This window comes from Pseudomonas batumici (assembly GCF_036585405.1).
Taxonomy (GTDB): Bacteria; Pseudomonadota; Gammaproteobacteria; order Pseudomonadales; family Pseudomonadaceae; genus Aquipseudomonas; species Aquipseudomonas batumici.
Genome location: NZ_CP144470.1, coordinates 4,268,229 through 4,292,251 on the forward strand (window position 1 = coordinate 4,268,229; position 24,023 = coordinate 4,292,251).

Genomic DNA, 24,023 nt, shown 5'->3' on the forward strand with positions numbered 1-24,023 from the left:
GTCATTGCCCCTTGGCGGTCCCTGAGGGAAAATGCTCGCCTTTTTTCCGTTTCGTTTTATTTACTTTCGAATCAACATCCCCAGGAGATCAGCGATGCCCAGCCGTCGTGAGCGTGCCAACGCCATTCGTGCCCTCAGCATGGATGCCGTGCAAAAAGCCAACAGCGGCCATCCCGGTGCCCCCATGGGTATGGCGGATATTGCCGAAGTACTGTGGCGTGACTACCTGAAGCACAACCCGAGCAATCCGTCGTTCGCCGACCGTGACCGTTTCATCCTGTCCAACGGCCATGGTTCGATGCTGATCTATTCGTTGCTGCACCTGACCGGCTACGACCTGTCGATCGACGACCTGAAGAGCTTCCGCCAGCTGCACAGCCGCACCCCGGGTCACCCGGAATACGGCTACACCGCGGGTGTAGAGACCACCACCGGTCCGCTGGGCCAAGGCCTGGCCAACGCCGTGGGCTTCGCCCTGGCGGAAAAAGTCCTGGGCGCACAGTTCAACCGTCCCGGCCACAACATCGTCGACCACCACACCTATGTGTTCCTCGGTGATGGCTGCATGATGGAAGGCATTTCCCACGAAGTCGCTTCCCTGGCCGGCACCCTGGGCCTGGGCAAGCTGATCGCCTTCTACGATGACAACGGCATCTCCATCGACGGCGAAGTCGAAGGCTGGTTCACCGACGATACGCCGAAGCGTTTCGAATCCTACAACTGGCAGGTGATCCGCAACGTCGACGGCCATGATCCGGAAGAGATCAAGACCGCGATCGAGACCGCCCGCAAGAGCCAGCAGCCGACCCTGATCTGCTGCAAGACCACCATCGGCTTCGGTTCGCCGAACAAGCAAGGCAAGGAAGATTGCCACGGCGCCCCGCTGGGTGACGCGGAAATCGCCCTGACCCGCGAAGCGCTGAAGTGGAACCACGGTCCGTTCGAAATCCCTGCCGACATCTATGCCGAGTGGGATGCCAAGGAAGCCGGTCGCGCGGTCGAAGCCGAGTGGGACCAGCGTTTCGCTGCCTACTCCGCGGCCTTCCCGGCCGAAGCCAAAGAGCTGGTCCGTCGCCTGAACGGCGAGCTGCCGGCCGACTTCGCCGAAAAAGCCTCGGCCTACATCGCCGAAGTCGCGGCCAAGGGCGAAACCATCGCCAGCCGCAAGGCCAGCCAGAACGCCCTGAATGCCTTCGGTCCGCTGCTGCCTGAGTTCCTCGGCGGTTCGGCCGACCTGGCCGGTTCCAACCTGACCCTGTGGAAAGGTTGCAAGGGTGTCAGCGCCGAAGATGCCAGCGGCAACTATATGTACTACGGCGTGCGCGAGTTCGGCATGACCGCGATCATGAACGGTGTCGCCCTGCACGGTGGCCTGGTGCCTTACGGCGCGACCTTCCTGATGTTCATGGAATACGCTCGCAACGCGGTGCGCATGTCGGCGCTGATGAAGCAGCGCGTGATCCATGTCTACACCCACGACTCCATCGGTCTGGGCGAAGACGGCCCGACCCACCAGCCGATCGAGCAACTGGCGAGCCTGCGCTGCACGCCGAACCTCGACACCTGGCGTCCGGCCGACGCGGTGGAATCCGCCGTGGCCTGGAAAAACGCCATCGAGCGCAAGGACGGTCCTTCGGCGCTGATCTTCTCCCGGCAGAACCTGCAGCACCAGGTCCGCGATGCCGCGCAGATCGACAACATCAGCCGTGGTGGTTACGTGTTGAAGGATTGCGCGGGCGAGCCCGAGCTGATCCTGATCGCCACCGGTTCCGAAGTCGGCCTGGCGGTGCAGGCGTTCGACAAGCTGACCGAGCAGGGCCGCAAGGTTCGTGTGGTGTCGATGCCGTGCACCAGCCTTTTCGATGCCCAGGACGCGAGCTACAAGCAGTCGGTGTTGCCGCTGCAGGTGGGCGCGCGTATCGCCATCGAGGCCGCGCATGCCGACTACTGGTACAAGTACGTGGGCCTGGAAGGTCGCGTCATCGGCATGACCACCTACGGCGAGTCGGCACCTGCGTCGGCCTTGTTCGAACACTTCGGCTTTACCCTGGAGAACATCCTGGGCCAGGCTGAAGAGCTGCTGGAAGACTAAGCGCCGAACGCCTTGCGTTCGGATTGCGAGCACTACAGTGGTTCCCGGTGGTTTCGACCACCGCGAACCCTGTAGGAGCTGTGCTGCTCATGACACTGGCGTCTGTCTGCGCCTATCGAGATCCCCATGCCCCAACCGCGTCCTTACAGAGTTGCACTCAACGGCTACGGCCGTATCGGTCGTTGTGTCCTGCGTGCGCTGTTCGAGCGAGGGGATCGGGCCGGTTTTGAAATCGTTGCCCTCAACGATCTGGCCGACATGGCCAGTCTCGAATACCTGACACGTTTCGACTCCACCCACGGCCGCTTTCCCGGCGAAGTGCGGGTCGAGGACGATTGTCTGCATATCAATGGTCACTGCGTGAAAGTCTTCCGCCGTGCCAACCCCGAAGAGATCGACTGGGCCGCGCTGGACGTGGACCTGGTGCTGGAGTGCTCCGGCGCCTATCACACCCGCGCGGACGGCGAACGCTTCCTTGCCGCCGGCGCGCCGCGGGTGTTGTTCTCCCAGCCGATGGCCAGCGAGACCGATGTCGACGCCACCATCGTCTACGGCATCAACCAGGAGTGCCTGACCGGCGACGAGCGCCTGGTGTCCAACGCCTCCTGCACCACCAACTGCGGCGTGCCGCTGTTGCGCCTGCTGGACCAGGCCATCGGTCTGGAATACGTGTCGATCACCACCATCCACTCGGCGATGAACGACCAGCCGGTGATCGACGCCTACCATGCCGAAGACCTGCGCCGTACGCGCTCGGCCTTCCAGTCGGTGATCCCGGTGTCCACGGGCCTCGCGCGGGGCATCGAACGCCTGCTGCCGGAACTCGCCGGGCGAATCCAGGCCAAGGCCGTGCGGGTGCCGACGGTCAACGTGTCCTGCCTCGACATCACGATGCAGACCGTCAGCGACACCGATGCCGTGGAGGTCAACCGGATCCTGCGCGAGGCCGCCACCCATGGCCCGCTCAAGGGCCTGCTGGCCTATACCGAGCTGCCCCACGCCAGCTGCGATTTCAACCATGACCCTCATTCGGCGATTGTCGATGCGAGTCAGACCCGCGTCTCCGGCCCTCGGCTGGTGAACGTGCTGGCCTGGTTCGACAACGAATGGGGTTTTGCCAACCGAATGCTGGATGTTGCAGGACATTATCTGCACACCATTCATCACAAACCGTAAACCAGAGATTGCGACCCATGACCGTGTTGAAGATGACCGACCTCGATCTGCAAGGTAAGCGCGTACTGATCCGCGAAGACCTCAACGTCCCCGTCAAGGACGGTGTTGTCACCAGCGATGCGCGTATCCTGGCTTCGCTGCCGACCATCAAGCTGGCCCTGGAAAAAGGCGCGGCAGTCATGATCTGCTCGCACCTGGGCCGTCCGACCGAAGGCGAGTTCTCGGCCGAGAACAGCCTCAAGCCGGTCGCCGACTACCTGAGCAAGGCCCTGGGCCGTGAAGTGCCGCTGGTGGCTGACTACCTGGGCGGCGTCGAGGTCAAGGCCGGCGACGTCGTGCTGTTCGAAAACGTGCGCTTCAACAAGGGCGAGAAAAAGAACGCCGACGATCTGGCCCAACAATACGCCGCCCTGTGCGACGTGTTCGTGATGGACGCTTTCGGCACCGCGCACCGCGCCGAGGGTTCGACCCACGGCGTGGCCAAGTTCGCCAAGGTCGCCGCCGCCGGCCCGCTGCTGGCCGCTGAGCTGGAAGCATTGGGCAAGGCCCTGGGCGCGCCGGCCAAGCCGATGGCGGCCATCGTCGCCGGTTCCAAGGTGTCGACCAAGCTCGACGTGCTCAACAGCCTGAGCCAGATCTGCGACCAACTGATCGTCGGCGGCGGCATCGCCAACACCTTCCTGGCCGCTGCCGGTCACCCGGTGGGCAAGTCGCTCTACGAGCCGGACCTGCTGGACACCGCCCGCGCCATCGCGGCCAAGGTCAGCGTGCCGCTGCCGGTGGATGTGGTGGTGGCCAAGGAGTTCGCCGAGAGCGCCGCGGCTACCGTGAAACTGATCGCTGACGTGGCCGCTGACGACATGATCCTCGACATCGGCCCGCAAACCGCCGCGCACTTCGCCGATCTGCTGAAGTCGTCGAAGACCATCCTGTGGAACGGTCCGGTCGGGGTGTTCGAATTCGACCAGTTCGGCAACGGCACCAAGGTCCTGGCCCAGGCCATCGCCGACAGCTCGGCGTTCTCCATCGCCGGTGGTGGCGACACCCTGGCGGCCATCGACAAGTACGGTGTTGCCGCGAATATCTCCTACATTTCCACCGGCGGCGGTGCCTTCCTCGAGTTCGTCGAGGGCAAGGTCCTGCCGGCCGTGGAAGTGCTGGAAAGCCGCGCCAAGGCCTGAGCCGGCACTGGCCTTTGACAGGGAGTCTCATATGGTCAAGCCGTCAACGCTGCTGATCCTGGCGGGTGTGCTGGCCGGTTGTGCCGGCAAACCCGGGGCCGGGACGGCGGCAGAGGTCGCCCCGCCTGCCGGCAAAGGTTGCTACCAGGCCGACTGGCAGGCGGAAACCGCCCCGGTGATCAACAAGCGCCTGGGGCCGGACGGGCTGGAAAAGTACGACACCTCGTCCGGGACCCGGGAACAGGGTTGTCCTTGACGGGTCAGATTCACTACAGGCAGTGCTGACGGCCAGGGGTCGTCAGTCGAGGAAGCGGCATGAAAGGCTTTATCGCTCTTGTTTCACTGGCAGCCCTGGGTGGTTGCGCCGTCTTCAACCAGGCGTCGGCCCCGGCGGACAACTGGACGCACTGGACCTGTGACAGCCAGGCCGAAGTGCTCTGGCGTTATGCCGACAGTGCGCAGCAGGCGGTCGACGTGCGCCTGGGCAGCGGTGACCAGGTGTATCGCCTCAAGCCCGAGGCCGGCGCCGTCGAGAGTGGTGTGTTGTACAGCGACAACGTATTGGCGTTTCACAAAAAAGGTGAGGAAGGCCTGGTTTACTGGGTCGCCACCAACGATTTGATCGGCCGGGCCTGCAAGGCGCACTAACCCCCGATCTGCAATGACTTGAATAGCAGCCGCCGCTCCGGCAGGCTTGCACGATTAACGACCCTCGACCGGGAGAGACACACACAATGGCACTTATCAGCATGCGCCAGATGTTGGACCACGCAGCCGAATTCGGCTACGGCGTTCCAGCCTTCAACGTCAACAACCTTGAGCAGATGCGCGCCATCATGGAAGCCGCTGACAAGACTGACTCCCCGGTGATCGTCCAGGCTTCGGCCGGTGCCCGCAAATACGCCGGCGCGCCGTTCCTGCGACACCTGATCCTGGCCGCCATCGAAGAATTCCCGCATATCCCGGTGTGCATGCACCAGGACCACGGCACCAGCCCGGACGTCTGCCAGCGTTCCATCCAGCTGGGCTTCAGCTCGGTGATGATGGACGGTTCCCTGGGCGAAGACGGCAAGACCCCGACCGACTACGAATACAACGTCCGTGTGACCCAGCAGACCGTGGCCATGGCTCACGCCTGCGGCGTTTCGGTTGAGGGCGAGCTGGGTTGCCTGGGTTCGCTGGAAACCGGCATGGCCGGTGAAGAAGACGGCATCGGCGCCGAAGGCGTGCTGGATCACAGCCAGATGCTGACCGACCCGGAAGAAGCCGCGGACTTCGTCAAGAAGACCCAGGTCGACGCCCTGGCCATCGCCATCGGCACCAGCCACGGCGCCTACAAGTTCACCAAGCCGCCTACCGGCGACGTGCTGGCGATCGACCGCATCAAAGAAATCCACAAGCGCATCCCCAACACTCACCTGGTGATGCACGGTTCGTCCTCGGTGCCGCAAGAGTGGCTGGCGATCATCAACCAGTACGGTGGCGACATCAAGGAAACCTACGGCGTGCCGGTTGAAGAAATCGTCGAAGGCATCAAGCACGGCGTGCGCAAGGTCAACATCGACACCGATCTGCGCTTGGCGTCCACCGGTGCGATGCGTCGCCTGATGGCCACCAACCCGAGCGAGTTCGACCCGCGCAAGTTCTTCGGCGCCACCGTGACCGCCATGCGTGACGTATGTATCGCCCGTTACGAAGCCTTCGGTACGGCCGGCCAGGCTTCGAAGATCAAGCCGATCTCCCTCGAAGCGATGTTCCAGCGTTACCTGAAAGGTGAGTTGAACGCCAAGGTCAACTAAGACCGGCAGCGTCATAAAAAACCCGCAGCGATGCGGGTTTTTTGTGGGCGAGCGTCAAGGAGGTTTGAAGCCGAACACAATCCTGTGGCGAGCGGGCTTGTCGGAACGCCGCACCGGCTGGCGGTAGGGTCGCGCTTTCAAGCAACGCACCCACATTGCCACGCAACAGGCTCAACGCGGGCTTACCTGCGGCGGATGGAAAGACTCGCCAGTCCAGATATCGCCTACACGGACATCTTTCCCTGACGGGACCATGATCCAGTGCCAGAGGCGGAGGTGCGAGGGATGGTAGGGCGGTTGTTGCTCCGCCTCCCTGATTTCACTCACGTAATAGCCGTGAAGGCTGGACTCGATGACCAAGGCCCATTTCATATCTGCCTCTGCATGCCATTGATGGTCAGTTACAGAGGATGTTGATCACGGTTCGCAGGCCGGTCTACTGTCAGAAATGACAGGTTTATAGACGGTTTCCGAATGGTGAGTAGTGTCTTAAAGAATAAAGCGGCGTTTTAAAGAGGGCGGGCAGCCTGTTGTTTGGCAATCACTGAATAATTGATTCTGTAAGAGGCGGGTAGCCTTTATGGAAGATTACAGAATATAAAAAGTCGAAAACAATATAAAAACTGTCAGTTCTGACAGTAGCCAAGTGTGTTCGCGTCCTGCACCTTCAAGGCTCACTTACTGTAAGGGAGTGTACGTCATGAGTTCAAAGGGCAAAAAGGTGAAAAAGGCGGGTGTGGGTTTTAAAGGCGCGGCTGGGGCTACGCTCAAGCCGGAGGCGGCAGCTCCGGATTTCAAGGGCGCGGCGCAGGCCACGCTCAAACCGGAAGAGGGTGTGACGCCAGAGTTCAAAGGTTCGGCATCCGCCAAGCTTAATAAGTAGACGTTTTTTGGCAGGACTAAAAAGGGACGGAATCATTCATTATTCGCCCCTTCCGCTTCTGTCTCGACGCTTTACGCCGGCCGTATGGCCGTACCTTCAGATAGTTGTTGGCCTCGCGGTACAACCCGTTGCACAGCCGACCGCCGATCCGGCGAGCGCTGACGTCAATCTGTCGACGAATATACCGCCCACCGCTATCCATAGAATGAACCTGTTGGGCTTCTATTAAAAACCGATATAAATACCTGTTATTTATGACAGTTGTTTTTCATCGGTCAAATTCACAGGATAAAGGTCCAATAGCTGACAAAAAGGGTTGCACTATGGACGAAGAGGAAGCGAGGAACGAGCCTGAATATCTGAAGTACTTCAAGCGCAAACAAAAGATCAACCTGCTCGGGAGGCTGCATGGCCGCGAAGTGGAATCCGAGCGGGGCGAGCTGTGCTGCATCGACTGGACGCGCCGAACGCTGACCTATCATGGCGAATTCGGTTTATATAATACGGTGCGCTTCGATGAGATCTACGAGATTGAACCCATTGCGGAGTATCGAACCTCGTAGGCGTGGCTGACCGTGTCAACGGTCGTCGCCGTGGTACGGCGCGGGCTCGCAGGCCTGAGGCGTTTTCCGAGCCGCGTCCGAGGGCTGGTCACCGACCGTTAGTCGGGAGATCGTGGACATGGCTGGATGATGGCCTATTGCTCACTACGCTTTGCACAATCCCGGTCTAGAGTAGTCGATAGGTTTAGTCCGGTTTTCATGCGATTTCCGGTGGAGTCCCCCGAACAAGAGAAGCAGCATGGATTGCGTGCAACAGATACCCGGTGATGGTAGTTCCGTCCTTCTGGTCGTTGATGATTACCCTGAAAATCTGATCAGCATGCGTGCCTTGCTGGAACGTCAGGATTGGCAGGTGGTTACTGCCGCCTCAGGCATTGAGGCGCTGACGTTGCTGCTCGAGCATGAGATTGACCTGGTGTTGCTGGATGTACAGATGCCTGGGATGGACGGTTTCGAAGTGGCCCGCCTGATGCGCGGCAGCCAGCGCACGCGTCTGACCCCGATTATTTTCCTCACCGCCAACGAGCAGACCCAGGATGCCGTGATCAAGGGCTATGCCAGCGGTGCCGTGGATTACATGTTCAAACCGTTCAACCCCGATATCCTCAGGCCCAAGGTCCAGGCGTTGCTGGAACAGCAGCGCAACCGCCGGGCCTTGCAATGCCTGAGTCGCGACCTGGAAGCCGCCCGGGCGTTCAATGCCTCGGTGCTGGAGAATGCCGCCGAAGGCATCCTGGTGGTCAACGACGACGGCACGGTCCGTTTCGCCAACCCGGCGATTTCACGTTTGCTCAATGTGTCGCTGGAGGCCATAGCCGGCCAGCCGTTCCTGGATTTTCTGCAAAACCCGCATTTTCCCGAGTGGTTGTCCTCACCCTTGTACGAGGAATACCGCAAGGGGGAAACCTATCGCGTGCATGATGCCTACTTGCGCACCAGCCAGGAGCAGATGCTGCCCGTGGCCTTGTCCTGCGCGCCGTTGCCCTCCGACCAGAAGGCCATGGTGGTGACGGTGCTGGACATGTCGGTGGTGCAGCATCTGCACAAGCAACTGGAGTTCCAGGCGGTGACCGATCCGCTGACCGGCCTGCTCAATCGCCGGGGCTTCTACCAGACCGCGGAAAATACCTTGCGCCGCAGCGACCGCGCGGACCAGTCCCTGGTGCTGATGTACCTGGACCTCGACGGTTTCAAGCGGGTCAACGATTCCCTCGGCCACGAAGCTGGCGACCGGGTGCTGCGCTGGGTATCGGAACAGTTGAAGTCCTGCCTCAACCCCTTCGACATCCTGGCGCGCATGGGCGGTGACGAGTTCACCGCCCTGCTCAACCTCGAGCGCCCCGAGCAGGCGGCGAAAATCGCCGAGCGGCTGATCGAGCGGGTGTCGATTCGCCAGCAGATCGATGGCATGGAAATGACCCTCGGCGTCAGCATCGGCATTGCCACCTACCCGGATTGCGGTGCCAACCTCGATGGCTTGCTGCGCGCGTCGGACATCGCCATGTACGAGGCCAAGCGCGCCGGGCGCCAGCAGTATCGCTATTACGATACCGAGATGAACGGGCGCGCCCGCTCACGGTTGATGCTGGAGGAAAGCGTCCGCTCGGCGATCGAGAGCCAGGAATTCAAGATGGTCTATCAGCCGCAGGTGTCTCTGGAAGACGGCCGCCTGCGGGGGTTCGAGGCGTTGCTGCGCTGGCACCATCCCAGTGTCGGCGACGTCCCGCCGGGGCTGTTCCTGCCCTTGCTGGAGGAGGTGCGGTTGATCAGCCGGCTGGGCAGTTGGATCTATCGCCAGGCGGCGACCCAGCGACACGCCTGGAACGGTGTGTTCGCCGAGGACCTGGTGCTGAGCGTCAGCCTGAGCGCCACGCAATTCAGCATGCCGAACCTGGCGGACGAGCTGCAGGAGGTGCTGGAGCGCCATGACCTGCGCGCGCATCAGCTGGAAGTCGAGGTGACGGAGGCGGCGCTGATGCAGGACTTCGAGGCTTCGCGCAAGCAACTGCGGCGGATCCGCGCCCAGGGCGTGCGCGTGGCCCTGGACGACTTCGGCTCGGGGCACTGTTCGCTGAACCACCTTCGCGACCTTGAACTGGACACCCTCAAGCTCGACCGGCAACTGATCGCCAAGATCCTCGTTTCACCCCGGGATGCGGCACTGGCACGTACGGTGATCGACCTGTGCAAGGAGTTTGGTTTGCTGGTGATCGCCGAGGGCGTGGAAACCGTGGAGCAATGGCAGTGGCTCAAGGCCAGTGGCTGTCCGCTGATCCAGGGGTTCCTGGTGGCCCGACCGCTGACGGCCAAGGATGCCACCGCTTTCGGCGCGGCGTTCGACTGGAGCGCGCTGTCCGCGTGAATTCGCTACACTGGCCTTTTTTCGGTGTCCGCAAGGCCTGTCATGACTGTGCTGAAATACCTTCAGGCTTATCCCCCCTCCTTGCAGGAACAGGTCCGCCAGATGATTGCCCGGGATTCGCTGGGCGACTACCTGCGCCAGCGTTATCCGGAGCGGCACGCGGTGCAGAGCGACAAGGCGTTGTACAGCTACGCCCTGGCCCTGAAGCAGGAGCATTTGCGCAATGCGCCGGCCATCGACAAAGTGCTCTTCGATAACCGCCTGGACCTGACCCACCGCGCCCTCGGCCTGCACACCGCGATCTCGCGGGTCCAGGGCGGCAAGCTCAAGGCCAAGAAGGAAATCCGCATCGCCTCGCTGTTCAAGGAGGCGGCGCCGGAGTTTCTGAAGATGATCGTGGTGCACGAACTGGCCCACCTCAAGGAAGCCGACCACAACAAGGCGTTCTACCAGCTGTGCGAATACATGCAGCCCGGTTATCACCAGCTGGAGTTCGACCTGCGGGTCTACCTGACCTGGCGCGATCTTCAGGGCAAGTCCGCCAACCCGTAGGCGCCGGGTGCGGCCTTGAGTAGAGGCATGGGCAGAAGGCCAACGACAAGGACTACCGGATGGACATCAGCAAGACCAAGAGCAGTTTCTACCGCCGCCTGTACGTGGCCTGGCTGATCGACAGCGGGGTGGCCAGCAGTGTCCCGGCGCTGACCGAAGTGACCGGCATGCCGCGGCGCACGGCCCAGGACACCATCCTGGCATTGGCCGACCTGGATATTCTCTGCGAGTTCGAGCAACAGGAGGGCGCCCGCAACCATGCCGGGCACTACCGGATCCATGGTTGGGGGGCGATCGACAAGGCCTGGATCGAACGCAACCTGGCTTCGATCAAGCAGGTGCTGGGTTACCCTTGAGTGAAGGGTGTCCTGCGCATCCCGATGTGCGGGATGTCATCCTCCAGATACTCCTCGCCCACCACCTCGAACCCGTAGCGCCCGTAATAAGCCTGCAAATGCGTCTGGGCAGACAGGTAGATCGGCAGTTCCGGCCAGAGCTTCCCGGCCTGCTTCAGTGCCTGGGTCATCAGGTCGTGCCCCAGTCCCTGGCCGCGGGCCTCGGGGGCGATGACCACCCGCCCGATCACCACGTCGCCGCCCTGGGAAACCGGGTCGAGCAGACGCAGGTAGGCCACCAGCCGATCCTCCCGCCAGGCCATCAGATGACAGGTGTCGCCCTCCAGATCGCGCCCGTCGACTTCCTGGTAAGGGCATTTCTGTTCGACCACGAAGACTTCGGTACGCAGTTGCAGGATGCTGTACAACTGTTCCTTGCTCAGGTCGCCATGATGTTTGCAGAGCCAGTCGGTGGTCATGCTCGCCTCTGGATTCAATAACGTGATGTCGATACTAGGCGGGTTGTCCCAGGTCGCCAACCCGGGATTTTTTTTACCCGTCAGGACAGAAGCTGGAAGGCTCCTTGCAGGAGATTCGCACGCGCGTTCCAGTTGGGTAGAGGCTACCCGCTATCATTGGTTTTGCCCGGCATCATCATCTTTGTGTAATCTGCTGGACCGCGCTTTTGCTCTGGCTCGGATGAGCTAATGTTAGGACCAGGGATGTAGCCGGTTGTTTTCCGACGGGCTCCTCGGGCTTCGGCTAACTGTGCTGGGCTATGTGCCCGCTAAGGATCTTTAGCATGCCGCGATTGCATCGAGCGTTTGCTTTGCTTGGATTGCTGCTGCTTTCACAAGGCGCTGCCGCGGACAGGTTGCGGTTGGTGGCCGACGGTTGGCCACCTTTTACCGATGCGACGTTGGTCAACGGTGGCCTGGCCACCGATATCGTCAGCACGGCGCTGTCACGGGCCGGCTATACCAGCGACTTCGAACAGGTGCCCTGGGCCCGGGCGCTCAAGGGCGTCGGCGAAGGGCGCTATGACGTGCTGATCAATGCCTGGTACAGCGACGAGCGCACCTTGTTGGGGCAGTTCTCGGCGGAGTACCTGGTCAACCGCGTGCTGTTTCTCAAGCGCAAGGAGTCGACCATCGAGTACGACAACTTGCAGCAGTTGCACGACCTGCCGATCGCGGTGGTGCGTGACTATGCCTATAGCGCCGAGTTCGACGGCGACGCGCAGTTGCAGAAGATCCCGGTGCACAACTTCGCCATGGCCGTGCGCATGCTGGCGGCGGACCGGGTGAAGCTGACCCTGGAAGACGAGTATGTGGCGCGCTACTACCTCAAGAGCGAGGCGCCACGGGTGCGCAACGCCGTGGAGTTCATGCCCAAGCCGTTGAGCGAGAACAGCCTGCATATCCTGGTCAGCCTGAAGAATCCGCAGCATGAGCAGATTGTCGCCGGGTTCGACCGCGAGATCGCGGCGATGAAGGCCGATGGCAGCTATGAGCGCTTGCTCAAGCTGCACGGGATGTGACGCGCCCCTGAGCCGACCAGGGGCGGGCCTCAGCTTTCTTCCGGATCCTTGATCAGGTGCGCCGCCAGGGTGCGCAAGGGGCCCAACTGCCGGCAGATTAACGCCAACTGGGTCTGCACCAGCCGCTGGATTTCGTCGATCTCGTCCGGCATCTGTTCCAGCTCGCTGGCCAGGGTTTCCTCGGCATCGCTTTGAATGGCGATGGGCGTCTTGTTCGCCAGGCCCGCGGCAATCTCTTCGATACTCGCCGCCAGCGTGGTGCCCGCGCCCTCGAGCAAATGCCCGCGTACGGCCTCCGGCAGCTGGTTTTCGCGGTGTGCGCCGAGCCCCGAGAGGTAGCTGAGCAGGGTGTGCGAGAGCACCAGGAAGCGAAAGCCCACGTCGGCTTCCTTACGGAAATGTCCCGGCTCCATCAGCATGTTCGCCAGGGTGGTCGACAGCGCCGCGTCGGCGTTGTGGGCGTTGCGCCGGGCCAGGCGGTAGGCGAGGTCGTCGCTCTTGCCCTGGGCGTACTGGCGCATGATCTGGCGCAGGTACAGGCTGTTGCAGCTCAGGGTGTTGGCCAGCACCTTGTTCAGGCGGCGGCCTTGCCAGTCCGGCAGGAACAGGAACACCGCCAGGCCGGCGATCAGCGCACCCAGCAGGGTGTCGAGCAGACGCGGCAGGAACAGGCCGTAGCCGTCGCCCACCTGGTTGAAGCAGAACAGCACCGTCAGGGTCATGGCGGCGGTTGCCAGGGTGTAGCGGGTGGTGCGGTTGATAAAGAACACCACCCCGGCGGCGATGGTGAACAGGGCCTGGATCAAGGGACTCGGGAACAGGTCGAACAGGGCCCAGGCGGCGGTCAGGCCGAAGGCCGTGCCGAGGATCCGCTGGCCCAGTTTGCGCCGGGTGGCGCCGTAGCTCGGCTGGCAGACGAACAGGGTGGTGAGGATGATCCAGTAGCCCTGGGACGGGTGCACCAGGTGCACCATGCCATAGCCGATGCTCAGCGCCAGCGGCAGGCGCAGCGCATGGCGAAACAGCAGCGAAGTCGGCGTCAGTTGGGTGCGCAGGCGCGTCCAGACGTCCTTGAGATTGCGCGGCGAACGGTCCAGCAGGCTGCTGTCGGTGGCGTCGGCGAGGCTGTCGGGGTTGCTCGCGTCGCTCAGCAGGCGGTCGAGGGTGCCGAGGTTGGCGGCCAGTGCCCGCAGCGAACGCAGCAGGCCGCGCCAGGCCGGGTTGCTCTGGATGCGCAGGTGCTCCAGGGAGGCGTGCAGGTCGCCCAGGGCTTCGGCGAAGCTGGCGTTGTAGACGAACGGCTGGCGCAGCCGGATCGACGCCGCCAGGGCCTGGCAGGCCTTGCCTTGCTCACGCAGCAGGCGCTGGCAGCGGAACAGCACGTCGCTGTGAAAGAACGCCTCGGCCAGCGCGTTGTACGGATAGTGCGAGGAGCTGGCGCGCTCATGGATGTCCTGGGCGAGGAAGTACAGCTTCAGGTAGCGGCTGACCTTCGACCCCGGCCGACTGTCGCCGACCCGATGCAGGATGATCTCCTTGGCGCTGTTCAGCGCCGCCACCACCTTGCCGTTCTGCTGCGCCAGCTCCAGGCGCCGGGCTTCCACGTCCAGTTGGCGGATGGGTTCGAACAGCGAGGACTTTAGCTTGAGGTAGTAGCCCAGTTCGCGGAACAGCTTGGCCAGGCTCTGTTGCACCGGCTGGTTGGAGAACATCGCCTGCCAGAGGACCGAGAGCACGCCGTACCAGGCCGCGCCGGTCACCAGCAGCACCGGCTCGTGCCAGAGGTTGGCGACTTCGCCGCCGCGCTGGTCGACGCCGATCATGGTGTAGACCGACAGGATCAGGGTCGCCGAGGCAATGGCGCCGTAGCGCTCGCCCAAGGCGCCGAGCATGGTCAGGGCAAAGGCGGCCAGGGCCATGGCGCAGACGAATATCCACGGATAGGGGAACAGCAGCTCGACCGAGAACGCCGCGACGCTGAAGCACACCAGCGTCACCGCCAGGGCGTTGAGGCGGCCCTGCCAACTGTCATCGGTCTCGGCCAGGGCGCTGGCGATGACCCCGAGGAACAGCGGGATCAGGAGCTTCATCTCGTTCTGGAACCAGCACAGGGTCATGATGCCGGTCAGGGCGATGAACACCCGAACGCTATAGCTGAATTTGTCCAGGGCCCAGAGGCGGCGCAGGGATTGGTTGAACGAGGTCGATGCCATGTAGGAGTGAGAGCCTGCCAAGCGGTTGATCTGAATGATGTGTAGACGGGCGGCATTGCAATGGCGCCACATCGGCCTACAGCAAAATTTGTTCCGTGATCGTCGAGCGTTGTCATCAATTGTGGGAGCCGGCTCCCACCAGGCTCAGGCGAATTGCGCCGCCGCGTACCCCGAGGCCCAGGCCCACTGGAAATTGAAGCCGCCCAGGTGGCCGCTGACATCCAGCACTTCACCGATGAAGTAGAGCCCGGGGCTTTTCAGCGATTCCATGGTTTTCGACGACACTTCCCGGGTGTCGACGCCCCCCAGGGTCACTTCGGCGGTGCGATAGCCTTCCGTGCCGGCGGGCACGAGCTGCCAGTCGCCGAGTTTGCGCGCGACCTCGGCCAGCTCCGCCGGGGTGTACTGCTTCATCGGCTTGGAGACGAACCAGTGCTCGGCCAGCAGGTTGGCCATTTTCTTGGTGAACAGCTCGCCCAGCAGGGTTTTCAGTTCGCTGTTGGGGCGTTCGGCCTGTTGCTGTTGCAGCCAGTCGAGGGCGTCGTGGTCCGGCAGCAGGTTGATGTGCAGCGTCTCGCCGGGGTTCCAGAATGAGGAGATCTGCAGGATCGCCGGGCCGCTGAGGCCGCGGTGGGTGAACAGGATATTTTCCCGGAAGCTCTGGTCGTTGCAGCTCACCAGGCAATCGACCGAGGTCCCGGACAGTTCCGTGCACAGGGCCTTGAGTTGATCGGTAATGGTGAACGGCACCAGGCCCGCCCGGGTCGGTAACACCTGGTGGCCGAACTGCTTGGCGACCTGATAACCGAAACCGGTCGCGCCCAGGGTCGGGATCGACAGGCCGCCGGTGGCGATCACCAGCGACTGGCAGGTGATCTGGCCTAGGGTGGTTTCCAGCAGGTAGCCGTTTTCCAGCTTTTCGATTTGCTGGATGGAGGTGTCCAGGTGCAGGCTGACGCCGGCCTGGTCGCACTCGTCCAGGAGCATGCCGAGGATGTCGCTGGACTTGTTGTCGCAGAACAGCTGGCCGAGTTTTTTCTCGTGATAGGGCACGCCATGCTTGGCCACCATCGCGATGAAGTCCCATTGGGTGTAGCGGGCCAGGGCCGACTTGCAGAAATGCGGGTTCTGCGAGAGGAAGTTACCGGGCTCGGCGTACATGTTGGTGAAGTTGCAGCGGCCACCGCCGGACATCAGGATTTTCTTGCCGGCCTTGTTGGCGTGGTCGATCAGCATCACCTGGCGCCCGCGGGCGGCGGCGGTAAAGGCGCACATCAAGCCGGCGGCGCCAGCGCCGATGATCACAACTTCAGTAACGGGCACAACGATGTCCTCGGAAGGCAATTGGTTTGTGGGAGCCAGCAAGCCGGCTCCTACAGGAGTGGTGTCGGTCAGAGGATTCGCACGCGCAGCGAGCGGCCCTTGATCTTGCCACTGTTCAGGCGCTGCAAGGCCTGCTTGGCGATACCGCGCTCCACCGCCACATAGGCCTGGAAGTCGAAAATCGCGATCTTGCCGACCTGGGCACCGGGAATCCCGGCATCGCCGGTCAGCGCGCCGAGGATGTCGCCCGGGCGAACCTTGTCCTTGCGCCCGGCCGCGATGCACAGGGTGCTCATGGCCGGCAGCAGCGGGCCGCCGCCCTGGGACTTGAGGTTGTCGAGCTGGTCCCAGTTCAACGCGGACTTCTGCACTTCCTCGATGGACCGCGCGCGCAGGCTTTCCGACGGCGCCACCAGGCTGATGGCAAGGCCTTTCTCACCGGCCCGTCCGGTACGGCCGACGCGGTGGATATGCATCTCCGAATCCCGTGCCAGCTCGACGTTGATCACCATGTCGAGGGCATCGATATCCAGGCCGCGCGCCGCCACGTCGGTGGCTACCAGCACCGAGATACTGCGGTTGGCGAACATCGCCAGGACCTGGTCGCGGTCACGCTGCTCCAGGTCGCCGTGCAGGGCGACGGCGGACACGCCCTTGGCGGTCAGGTGGTCGACAGTTTCCTGGACCTGCTGCTTGGTGAAGCAGAACGCCACGCAAGACGCCGGGCGGAAATGGTTGAGTACCTTGGCCACGGCCTCCATGCGCTCTTCCGGGGAGATCTCGTAGAAACGCTGTTCGATCTCGCTGTCGGCGTGCAGTGCCTCGGCCTTGACCTGCTGCGGGTTGCGCATGAACTTGGCGGCCAGCTGCTTGATGCTCACCGGGTAGGTGGCGGAGAACAGCAGGGTCTGCCGGCGCTCGGGGAGCTGGGCGATGATTTCCTCGATGGCGTCGTAGAAGCCCATGTCGAGCATGCGGTCGGCTTCATCGAGCACCAGGGTGTTGAGGCCGTGCAGGACCAGCGAGCCCTTGCGCAGGTGCTGCTGGATGCGCCCCGGGGTGCCGACGATGATGTGCGTGCCGTGTTCCAGGGAGGCGATCTGCGGCCCCAGGGCTACGCCACCGCAGAGGGTCAGCACCTTGATGTTGTCTTCGGCGCGGGCCAGGCGACGGATTTCCTTGGCGACCTGGTCGGCCAGCTCGCGGGTCGGGCAGATCACCAGTGCCTGGCAGCCGTAGAAGCGCGGGTTGATCGGGTTCAGCAGGCCGATGCCGAAGGCGGCGGTCTTGCCGCTGCCGGTCTTGGCCTGGGCGATCAGGTCCATGCCCTTGAGGATCACCGGCAAGCTTTGCGCCTGGATCGGCGTCATCTGGGCATAACCGAGGGAGTCGAGGTTAGCCAGCATGGCGGCGGACAGTGGCAAAGAGTTAAACGCGGTGGCGATGGTGGTCACGGGACGGGCCTGCAAAACAAAATGTCGCGCAGTGTATCAGTCCCGACCGGCGGCGCCGCAAATTCTGGACGAAAAGTAGCCAAATAGTGCCGGAATCGCGTTTTGCCGGGCGCTCAGTGTTCGATGTGCTGTTCCTGAACCACCTTGACCCGACGTCCGTCCTGGGGCGAGAGCTGCAGGAAAATCGTCGCCGCCAGCATCGCCATGATGCCCACGGTGAGGAACGTCAGCTGGAACGCGCCGAGCACCGTCTCCACCCCGTCATTGCCGACGGCGGCAGTGAAGCCGCCGAGCAGGGCGCCGGCGCAGGCCACGCCAAGGCTCAGGGACAGCTGCGCGACCACCGACAGCAGGCTGTTGCCGCTGCTGGCGGACTTGTCGTCGAGGTCGATCAGGGTCACGGTGTTCATCGCCGTGAATTGCAGCGAGTTGATCGCCCCGGCAATCGCCAGCAGGCCCAGCAACAAGGGGTAGGGCGTGTGCTCGGTGACCAGGCCCATGACCGCGAGCATGATGCCCAGCGCCAGGGTGTTGCCGGTGAGCACGATGCGATAACCCAGGCGCTCGATCAGCGGCCGGGCAATGGATTTGGCGAACATCGCCGCCGCCGCCAGGGGCAGCATGCTCATCCCGGCCTGGGACGGCGAGTAACCCAGGGCCACTTGCAGCAGCAAGGGCACCAGGAATGGCAGGGCGCCGCTGCCCAGGCGGGCGAACAGGTTGCCGAGGATGCCCACCGCGAACGTCCGGGTCTCGAACAGCGACGGCGCGAACAGCGGGCTGTCGATATGCCCGGCCCGCAGCCAGTACGCCGCCAGGCAGGCGAGACCGGCGATCAGCAGCAACATCACCCGCAGGTGCGGCAGTTGCAGTTCGCCCAGGCCTTCCATGGCGATGGTGATCAGCAGCATCGCCGCGCCGAACAGCAGGAAACCCACACCGTCGAAGCGCGTGCGCTCGCTGCCGCGCAGGTCCGGGATGAACTTCCACACCGCGTAGCAGCCGAGCAGGCCCACCGGCAGGTTGATCAGGAAAATCCAGTGCCAGGTCAGGTACTGCACCATCCAGCCGCCCATGGTCGGGCCGATCAAGGGGCCGAGCAGGCCGGGGATGGTGATGAAGCCCATGATCCGCACCAGTTCCGAGCGCGGGTAGGCCCGCAGCACCACCAGCCTGCCGACCGGCAGCATCAGCGAGCCGCCCAGGCCCTGGATCACCCGGGCACCCACCAGCATGTTCAGTGAACTCGACAGGGCGCAGAGCAGGGAGCCGATGCTGAACAGCAGGATCGCGCTGAAGAAGATGCGCTTGGTGCCGAAGCGGTCGGAAATCCAGCCCGAGGCCGGGATCAGCAAGGCCACGGTGAGCATGTAGGCGATCACCACGCCCTGCATGCGCAGGGGGTTTTCCGCCAGGTCCAGGGCCATGGCGGGCAGTGCGGTGTTGAGGATGGTCCCGTCGAGGGATTGCATGAAGAAGGCAATGGCCACCACCCACGGTAGCCAGCGAGCGGTGGTGACGTCGAGAGGGGCGCGATCGGGCATGGGCGGCTCTATTTGTTAGCTGGCTACGTAAGTTGCAGTATGCCTGATCGGTCAGGAATCGCGTAAGGGCCTGTAGGAGCCAGCAAGCTGGCTCCTACAAGGGCTATCCGGCGCTGGCGGGCCGCAGAAAACCGAGCAGGGCCTGATGGACCGCATTGGCGGCGGGGCGCGACTCCAGGTCCAGCAGGTGACCGGTGTCCTCGGCGACGGAAAAACTGCAGCGCGGGATGTACTGCTGAAACACTCGCGCCGCCTCGGCGGGGGTGTAGATGTCCTTGGCGCCGTTGATGAAATGCACCGGGCTGCGGATTCCGGACAGTGCCCGCAGGTAATTGCCGTCGCCCAGTTGCAGCACCTGGTCGATATGAAAGCGCGCCTGGCGGTATTCGGTGCTGGGCATCGAGGACAGGTGCTGGTGGTTGGTGGCCTTGAGGCGCGACGGCAGGTAGTGGCCGACGGTGTCGTTGAGCAGGTGGCCGATGGCGGATTTGTCGTCTGCCGCGATCAACTCATGGACCCGCTGCACGTAAGCCAGCATCGGCGGGTTCAGGTCGGGGGCCAGGGCCATCACCACCGAGCTCTCGATGGTCGGCGGGTGACGGGTCAGGGCCAGCAGGGTGGAAATGCCGCCCCAGGAGGCGGACACCAGGTGGTTGACCTCGAAGCGCTGCACCAGGGCCAGGAGGATCTCCACCTCGTCGTCCTTGGTCACCAGGCCCGGATCGGGGTTGTAGGGTTGCGAGCGCCCGGCGAAGGGCAGGTCGAACAGCACCACGTTGAAATGTTCGGCCAGGCACTTGCCGGTGCGGGTGAAGGAACTGGTGGTGGCCAGGGCGCCGTTGACCAGCAGGACTGTCTTGCGCCGTGGATCGTCGCCGAGGCGTTCGAGGTGGATGTTGAAGTGCCGGTACAGGTTGTTGATGACAAAGCTTCCATGATTCATATCAAGCTCCAGCAAAACACTTTCGGGGGGATGAAAGAGGTGCGGTACTGAGTCAGAACGTCGCGGGTAAAGCCTGTTTTTTTCTAGGGGGTGCTGCGCGAGGGTGGCGTTTTGATAGTTCGATAAAGGATAGGGGAATGTATAGCGCGCCGGGTTGCGTTGGGGCAACTGGCTGAACGGATAGGCGTGCGGGTATTTCGGCCAGGGTGGCCAGGGCGATTTTTGGGTCGCTGTGGACCTTGTAGGAGCCAGCTTGCTGGCGATGAACTCAAGATCGCCGCGTGGTTTCAGGTACCCCGCGTTATCGTTGACGACCATCGCCAGCAATCGAGCGTCGACCGGCTGCTCCTACAGGTGTTGCTGTGCCCGCAAGGGGTTACAGGGTCAAGGTCAGCTTGCTGATCAGCGCCCCCGGCAGCAGGTTCGACGCGGTCTGCCGCTGGTCGTAGGTGCTGGCCGACAACAGCAGCTCGCGCTCCTGGGTCAGGGCCTCCAACTGGCTGCCCAGCAGGCTGTAGGCACTGTCGTCGAAGCGCATGGTGCTGACCGGCGCCTGGATCTCGCCGTTCTCCACCCAGAAGGTGGCGAAGCGGGTCATGCCGGTCATCCGTGCCGCCGGTTGGTCCGAGTAGTTCAGGTACCACAGGTTGCTGATGTACAAGCCGGTGCCCAGTTGCTTGAGGATATCGGCCTGGGCCAGTTGCCCGGCGCGCATCTGCAAGGCACCGGGGTACTCGCCGCCGCTGGCGCCGTTGGTCGTGAGCCCGTATTCGGCGGCACTGCGGGAGTTGATCAGTTGCTGGTCGGCGACACCCGCGGCCACCAGCGACACATCGGCGCGTGGATAACCCTCGTTGGAAAACGCCGGGCTCAACGATCCGCTGATCTGCTCGTCAAGCCAGACCAGCGGGCTGAAGCGGGCCTCGCCGGCGTAAAGCTTCTGCAGCGGGCTGTGCTTGCTGCCGATGGCCTGGGCCGAGAAACCGCCCCAACTGAGCATGCCCATGACTTCCTCGAGCGCCGCCGGTGCCAGGTAGGCGCGATATTCCCCCGGCGCCAGGGTACGCAACGGCCGTCCGAGAAATTCGAGCTGCTCACGGGCCTGCTGGAAGCGCCGGGCAAAGCTGTCGCTGTTCCAGTCATGGCCGGCGAAGCTGGCTTTCACCGCCTGGCCGTTTTCGTGGAACAGGCTCCAGTCGAAGTTGAAACTGTTGGCCTGGTGCCAGCCGAAGGCCCCGTCGGCGCTGGCAAAGCCCCGGCTGATGGGACCGGCGGCGTAGAAACCGACCATGTCCAGGCCGACCGAGGCCCGGCTGATCTCCTCCAGTACCTGGGCCGTGTCCGGCAGCGCGTGGCTCTGCACGTTCTGGCTTTGCCAAGCGTTGTGGTTGAGCAGCAGATAGGGGTCCGCCGGCAACAGCGGGAGGATCTCGCGCAGTTGTTGCAGGCCGTCCGCCAGGCGCTGACGGTCCGCTGCCCGTTCGCCGGAGAGGGTGATCTGTAAGTCGGCGTGGCGCCCGTCGTCGATCAGCTTGAAGCTCAACGTGGCTTGCTGCACCTGTCCGGCCTGGCGCACCCGGGCGTGATTGAAGCGGATAAAGTCCGACGACTCGGCGGCATAACCCAGGGTAAAGCGTTCCGTGGCGCGGAGCTGCTCCTGCAACCCCTCGACCAGGGCGCGGAAGTGTTCGACCTGACTCAGTGAAGTACTCATCAGGCATCTCCTCCAAACACATCGACGTTGCTGAAAACACAGGCGGGCGAAGCATGCCCGACCCGGATCACCTGGTTCGGCTCGCCCTTGCCGCAGTTCGGCGTGCCCAGCACCTGGAAGGTCTCGGCGTTGCCGACGGCGCTGAGGTTGCGCCAGAACTGCGCGGAAATCGCCCGGTAGTTGGGGTTTTTCACCACGCCCTTGAGCTCGCCGTTCTCGATCAACTGGCCCCACTCGCAGCCGAACTGGAATTTGTTGCGGGCGTCGTCGATGGACCAGGAGCGGTTGGTGGACATCAGGATGCCTTTCTCGATACCGCCCACCAGTTGCTCGAAGGACTGGTCGCCCGGTTCGATATTGAGGTTGGCCATGCGGTCGATGGGCGGACGGTTCCAGCTGCAGGCGCGGCTGTTGGCGACCCCGTCCAGCCCGGCGCGGAACTGCGACAGCGCGCCGCCCAGTGGGCGCAGCAAGCGGCCTTCACGAATCAGGAACTCCTTGTGGGCCGGCGTGCCGTCGTCGTCATGGCCGTAGCTGGCCAACTGCTGTGGGATGGAGGGATCGAAGGTGACGTTGAGCAGCGGCGAGCCATATTGCAGGCTGCCGAAGTCGCTGGCCTTGACGAAGCTGGTGCCGGCGTAATTGCGCTCGTCGCCGAGAATGCGGTCCAGCTCCAGCGGGTGGCCGATGGATTCGTGGATCTGCAGGATCATCTGGTCCGGGGTCAGCAGCAGGTCGCGCGGGCCTTGCGGGGTGTTGGGCGCCAGCAGCAATTGCAGGGCCTGGTCGGCGATCCGCGCGCCTGCGCCGATCAGGCCGGAGCGCCCGATGACATCGGCGCTGCCTTGCTGGCCGAAGTTTTCCCGGCCCAGGGTGCGGGTCTGGCTGTCCGCGCCGTCGTAGGCGGTGACCGTCAGGCCAGGGTAGACGAAGCGCAGGGCCTGGCGCAGTTCGGCGCCGGCGTTGTTGAGGTAGATCTGCTCGACCTCGGTCAGGCCGAGGCTGACTTCCCAGTTGACCAGCCGCTCGTCCTTGGGCACGGCGGCCGATTCGGCGCCGAGCAGGGCGTAGCAGTCGCTTAGGGACGGGAAGGCCTGGTCGAGCTGGGGCGAGCGATAGTCGGCGCGGTCGCTGGACACCGCCTGCTGGCGCAGGTCGAGCAGGGCGTGGGGGGCCATCAGCCGGGCGTAGCCTTCGGCACGTTCGAGGGCGCTTTGCAGGCCGGCCTGGGACAGATCGTTGGTGGCGGCGTAGGCTTCGACGCCGTTGACCCGCACGGCCAGCATCGCGCCTTCGTCGACGCGCAGGCTCGGGGGTTCCGCCACGTTCTTGCGCACCGACAGGTATTGGCCGGATTCGCGGACGTAACGCAGCGAGAAGAATTCAGCGCCCGTGCGCAAGCCGGCGAAACGCTGCTTGAGCTGGGGGTGGAAGTCGAACATGGGGGAACCTCCCTGGAAATGGCGGTGGCCGTAAGGGGCGCTGTGTAGGCGGCCCCAATGACCAGTCTGTCAGGAAAAGGCAATTTTGCGAACGATACGAATCTTGTAGGAGCCAGCAAGCCGGCTCCCACAGAAAGCGGAAGGGCGTTACAGCGGGCAGCCCTTGGCCCGCAGGATCGCATCGAAGCGGTCCGGGTCCAGGGTGCCGGCTTCGATCGCCGCCAGCGTGGCCTTTTCCCGTGCCAGCAGGTCGTGGCAGCGCACCAGCAGTTCCGGCAGTTCGGAACGGGCCGCGGCCACGACGCCGTCACCGTCGCCGATCATCAGGTCGCCCGGGTTCACCAGCATGCCAGCGCAGGAAATCGGCACGTTGATCTCGCCACCGCCGTCGGTGCTCGGGCCACGGTGCACGCCGCCAATCGCATAGGCCGGCAGTTCGCCGGTCTGCCATTCGTCGAGGTCGCGCAGGGCGCCGTTGATCACCACGCCGACGATGCCGGCCTTGAGGGCCATGGCGCGCATGATGCCGCCGAACACGGCGCGGGTCAGGTCGGCGCTGCCGTCGATCACCAGCACATCGCCCGGACGGGCCATCTGCATGGCCTTGAGGATCATCAGGTTGTCACCCGGGCGCACGCGCACGGTCAGGGCATTGCCGAGCATCGGCGTGTTGCCGTGGAACGGCTTGAGGCCGAGGCCGCCGACGTTACGCCCCAGGCAGTCGCTGACCGCGGCGGCCGGGATCTTGCTGAATTCCTTGAGCCACTTGGGGTCCAGCGGTTCGGGGTTGGGATTGATCAGGTAGCCGGTGGGCCATTTGCTCGAAGAGACGACATCAAACATGGGAAAGCCTCGTGGCCAGCAATGTGGCGGCGTGTCGGATTGGGGCGGGGGTGAAACGTTTGCG

General features: G+C 63.4%; 21 protein-coding genes. 12 read left to right on the forward strand and 9 right to left on the reverse strand.

Annotation, left to right across the window (positions count from 1 at the left end):
* Positions 1-94 precede the first annotated feature (94 nt).
* From tkt to NUH87_RS19385, 11 genes are all read left to right on the forward strand, one after another.
* Positions 95-2,092, forward strand: coding sequence for a transketolase (tkt, locus tag NUH87_RS19335; protein ID WP_338522310.1), 1,998 nt, complete (start codon positions 95-97; stop codon positions 2,090-2,092).
* A gap of 126 nt (positions 2,093-2,218) precedes the next feature.
* Positions 2,219-3,268 carry an erythrose-4-phosphate dehydrogenase gene (gene epd / locus NUH87_RS19340; RefSeq protein WP_040071390.1) on the forward strand — a complete coding sequence of 350 codons (1,050 nt, stop codon included), beginning with the start codon at positions 2,219-2,221 and terminating at the stop codon, positions 3,266-3,268.
* 17 nt (positions 3,269-3,285) lie between these two features.
* Positions 3,286-4,449 carry a phosphoglycerate kinase gene (locus NUH87_RS19345; protein ID WP_338522311.1) on the forward strand — a complete coding sequence of 388 codons (1,164 nt, stop codon included), beginning with the start codon at positions 3,286-3,288 and terminating at the stop codon, positions 4,447-4,449.
* Between the two features lie 31 nt (positions 4,450-4,480).
* Positions 4,481-4,705 (forward strand): hypothetical protein, encoded by a 225-nt coding sequence (locus tag NUH87_RS19350; protein ID WP_040071388.1) that lies wholly within the window; start codon positions 4,481-4,483, stop codon positions 4,703-4,705.
* Positions 4,706-4,764: 59 nt separating this feature from the next.
* The gene (locus NUH87_RS19355) at positions 4,765-5,097 is read left to right on the forward strand and encodes an MliC family protein (protein WP_040071387.1); all 333 of its coding nucleotides are present in this window, start codon (positions 4,765-4,767) and stop codon (positions 5,095-5,097) included.
* 86 nt (positions 5,098-5,183) lie between these two features.
* On the forward strand, positions 5,184-6,248 hold the full coding sequence (gene fba / locus NUH87_RS19360; RefSeq protein ID WP_040071386.1) for a class II fructose-bisphosphate aldolase: 1,065 nt from the start codon (positions 5,184-5,186) through the stop codon (positions 6,246-6,248).
* A 700-nt stretch (positions 6,249-6,948) separates the two neighbouring features.
* The gene (locus tag NUH87_RS19365) at positions 6,949-7,131 is read left to right on the forward strand and encodes a hypothetical protein (protein ID WP_338522312.1); all 183 of its coding nucleotides are present in this window, start codon (positions 6,949-6,951) and stop codon (positions 7,129-7,131) included.
* A gap of 323 nt (positions 7,132-7,454) precedes the next feature.
* The gene (locus NUH87_RS19370) at positions 7,455-7,694 is read left to right on the forward strand and encodes a hypothetical protein (protein WP_040071384.1); all 240 of its coding nucleotides are present in this window, start codon (positions 7,455-7,457) and stop codon (positions 7,692-7,694) included.
* Positions 7,695-7,932: 238 nt separating this feature from the next.
* Positions 7,933-10,056 (forward strand): putative bifunctional diguanylate cyclase/phosphodiesterase, encoded by a 2,124-nt coding sequence (locus tag NUH87_RS19375; RefSeq protein WP_338522313.1) that lies wholly within the window; start codon positions 7,933-7,935, stop codon positions 10,054-10,056.
* A gap of 42 nt (positions 10,057-10,098) precedes the next feature.
* On the forward strand, positions 10,099-10,608 hold the full coding sequence (locus NUH87_RS19380) for a M48 family metallopeptidase (RefSeq protein ID WP_040071382.1): 510 nt from the start codon (positions 10,099-10,101) through the stop codon (positions 10,606-10,608).
* A gap of 59 nt (positions 10,609-10,667) precedes the next feature.
* Entirely contained in the window at positions 10,668-10,964 is a 297-nt protein-coding gene (locus NUH87_RS19385) for a winged helix-turn-helix domain-containing protein (protein WP_040071429.1), read from the forward strand.
* On the opposite strand, the gene NUH87_RS19390 is transcribed toward NUH87_RS19385, so the two are convergent.
* Positions 10,955-11,422 (reverse strand): GNAT family N-acetyltransferase, encoded by a 468-nt coding sequence (locus NUH87_RS19390; protein ID WP_338522314.1) that lies wholly within the window; start codon positions 11,420-11,422, stop codon positions 10,955-10,957. The genes NUH87_RS19385 and NUH87_RS19390 overlap by 10 nt on opposite strands.
* A 323-nt stretch (positions 11,423-11,745) precedes the next feature.
* Here NUH87_RS19390 and NUH87_RS19395 point away from each other — a divergent pair, with 323 nt between their 5' ends.
* Positions 11,746-12,483, forward strand: coding sequence for a substrate-binding periplasmic protein (locus NUH87_RS19395; RefSeq protein ID WP_338522315.1), 738 nt, complete (start codon positions 11,746-11,748; stop codon positions 12,481-12,483).
* 29 nt (positions 12,484-12,512) lie between these two features.
* Here NUH87_RS19395 and yccS read toward each other — a convergent pair whose 3' ends face one another.
* The 8 genes from yccS to NUH87_RS19435 form a co-directional block, all read right to left on the reverse strand.
* Complete coding sequence (gene yccS / locus NUH87_RS19400) at positions 12,513-14,696, reverse strand: YccS family putative transporter (protein WP_338522316.1); 2,184 nt, start codon at positions 14,694-14,696, stop codon at positions 12,513-12,515.
* A 144-nt stretch (positions 14,697-14,840) separates the two neighbouring features.
* The gene (locus NUH87_RS19405) at positions 14,841-16,019 is read right to left on the reverse strand and encodes an NAD(P)/FAD-dependent oxidoreductase (protein ID WP_338526867.1); all 1,179 of its coding nucleotides are present in this window, start codon (positions 16,017-16,019) and stop codon (positions 14,841-14,843) included.
* Positions 16,020-16,087: 68 nt separating this feature from the next.
* The gene (dbpA, locus tag NUH87_RS19410) at positions 16,088-17,425 is read right to left on the reverse strand and encodes an ATP-dependent RNA helicase DbpA (RefSeq protein WP_338526869.1); all 1,338 of its coding nucleotides are present in this window, start codon (positions 17,423-17,425) and stop codon (positions 16,088-16,090) included.
* Positions 17,426-17,586: 161 nt separating this feature from the next.
* On the reverse strand, positions 17,587-19,017 hold the full coding sequence (mdtD, locus tag NUH87_RS19415; protein WP_338522317.1) for a multidrug transporter subunit MdtD: 1,431 nt from the start codon (positions 19,015-19,017) through the stop codon (positions 17,587-17,589).
* 103 nt (positions 19,018-19,120) lie between these two features.
* Positions 19,121-19,960, reverse strand: coding sequence for an alpha/beta hydrolase (locus tag NUH87_RS19420; RefSeq protein WP_338522318.1), 840 nt, complete (start codon positions 19,958-19,960; stop codon positions 19,121-19,123).
* Between the two features lie 376 nt (positions 19,961-20,336).
* Positions 20,337-21,674, reverse strand: coding sequence for a TldD/PmbA family protein (locus NUH87_RS19425; RefSeq protein ID WP_338522319.1), 1,338 nt, complete (start codon positions 21,672-21,674; stop codon positions 20,337-20,339).
* A complete protein-coding gene (locus NUH87_RS19430) occupies positions 21,674-23,116 on the reverse strand; it encodes a TldD/PmbA family protein (RefSeq protein WP_338522320.1) in 1,443 nt (480 codons plus the stop codon). The genes NUH87_RS19425 and NUH87_RS19430 overlap by 1 nt, the downstream gene beginning before the upstream one ends.
* A 147-nt stretch (positions 23,117-23,263) precedes the next feature.
* A complete protein-coding gene (locus tag NUH87_RS19435; RefSeq protein ID WP_040071373.1) occupies positions 23,264-23,959 on the reverse strand; it encodes an RraA family protein in 696 nt (231 codons plus the stop codon).
* Between the last annotated feature and the right edge of the window lie 64 nt (positions 23,960-24,023).

Excerpts from the sequence above, each read along its gene's own strand:
- tkt (WP_338522310.1), top strand. The coding sequence starts at position 95 with ATGCCCAGCCGTCGTGAGCGTGCCAACGCCATTCGTGCCCTCAGCATG.
- epd (WP_040071390.1), top strand. The coding sequence starts at position 2,219 with ATGCCCCAACCGCGTCCTTACAGAGTTGCACTCAACGGCTACGGCCGT.
- NUH87_RS19345 (WP_338522311.1), top strand. The coding sequence starts at position 3,286 with ATGACCGTGTTGAAGATGACCGACCTCGATCTGCAAGGTAAGCGCGTA.
- NUH87_RS19350 (WP_040071388.1), top strand. The coding sequence starts at position 4,481 with ATGGTCAAGCCGTCAACGCTGCTGATCCTGGCGGGTGTGCTGGCCGGT.
- NUH87_RS19355 (WP_040071387.1), top strand. The coding sequence starts at position 4,765 with ATGAAAGGCTTTATCGCTCTTGTTTCACTGGCAGCCCTGGGTGGTTGC.
- fba (WP_040071386.1), top strand. The coding sequence starts at position 5,184 with ATGGCACTTATCAGCATGCGCCAGATGTTGGACCACGCAGCCGAATTC.
- NUH87_RS19365 (WP_338522312.1), top strand. The coding sequence starts at position 6,949 with ATGAGTTCAAAGGGCAAAAAGGTGAAAAAGGCGGGTGTGGGTTTTAAA.
- NUH87_RS19370 (WP_040071384.1), top strand. The coding sequence starts at position 7,455 with ATGGACGAAGAGGAAGCGAGGAACGAGCCTGAATATCTGAAGTACTTC.
- NUH87_RS19375 (WP_338522313.1), top strand. The coding sequence starts at position 7,933 with ATGGATTGCGTGCAACAGATACCCGGTGATGGTAGTTCCGTCCTTCTG.
- NUH87_RS19380 (WP_040071382.1), top strand. The coding sequence starts at position 10,099 with ATGACTGTGCTGAAATACCTTCAGGCTTATCCCCCCTCCTTGCAGGAA.
- NUH87_RS19385 (WP_040071429.1), top strand. The coding sequence starts at position 10,668 with ATGGACATCAGCAAGACCAAGAGCAGTTTCTACCGCCGCCTGTACGTG.
- NUH87_RS19390 (WP_338522314.1), bottom strand. The coding sequence starts at position 11,422 with ATGACCACCGACTGGCTCTGCAAACATCATGGCGACCTGAGCAAGGAA.
- NUH87_RS19395 (WP_338522315.1), top strand. The coding sequence starts at position 11,746 with ATGCCGCGATTGCATCGAGCGTTTGCTTTGCTTGGATTGCTGCTGCTT.
- yccS (WP_338522316.1), bottom strand. The coding sequence starts at position 14,696 with ATGGCATCGACCTCGTTCAACCAATCCCTGCGCCGCCTCTGGGCCCTG.
- dbpA (WP_338526869.1), bottom strand. The coding sequence starts at position 17,425 with ATGCTGGCTAACCTCGACTCCCTCGGTTATGCCCAGATGACGCCGATC.
- mdtD (WP_338522317.1), bottom strand. The coding sequence starts at position 19,017 with ATGCCCGATCGCGCCCCTCTCGACGTCACCACCGCTCGCTGGCTACCG.
- NUH87_RS19420 (WP_338522318.1), bottom strand. The coding sequence starts at position 19,960 with ATGAATCATGGAAGCTTTGTCATCAACAACCTGTACCGGCACTTCAAC.
- NUH87_RS19425 (WP_338522319.1), bottom strand. The coding sequence starts at position 21,674 with ATGAGTACTTCACTGAGTCAGGTCGAACACTTCCGCGCCCTGGTCGAG.
- NUH87_RS19430 (WP_338522320.1), bottom strand. The coding sequence starts at position 23,116 with ATGTTCGACTTCCACCCCCAGCTCAAGCAGCGTTTCGCCGGCTTGCGC.
- NUH87_RS19435 (WP_040071373.1), bottom strand. The coding sequence starts at position 23,959 with ATGTTTGATGTCGTCTCTTCGAGCAAATGGCCCACCGGCTACCTGATC.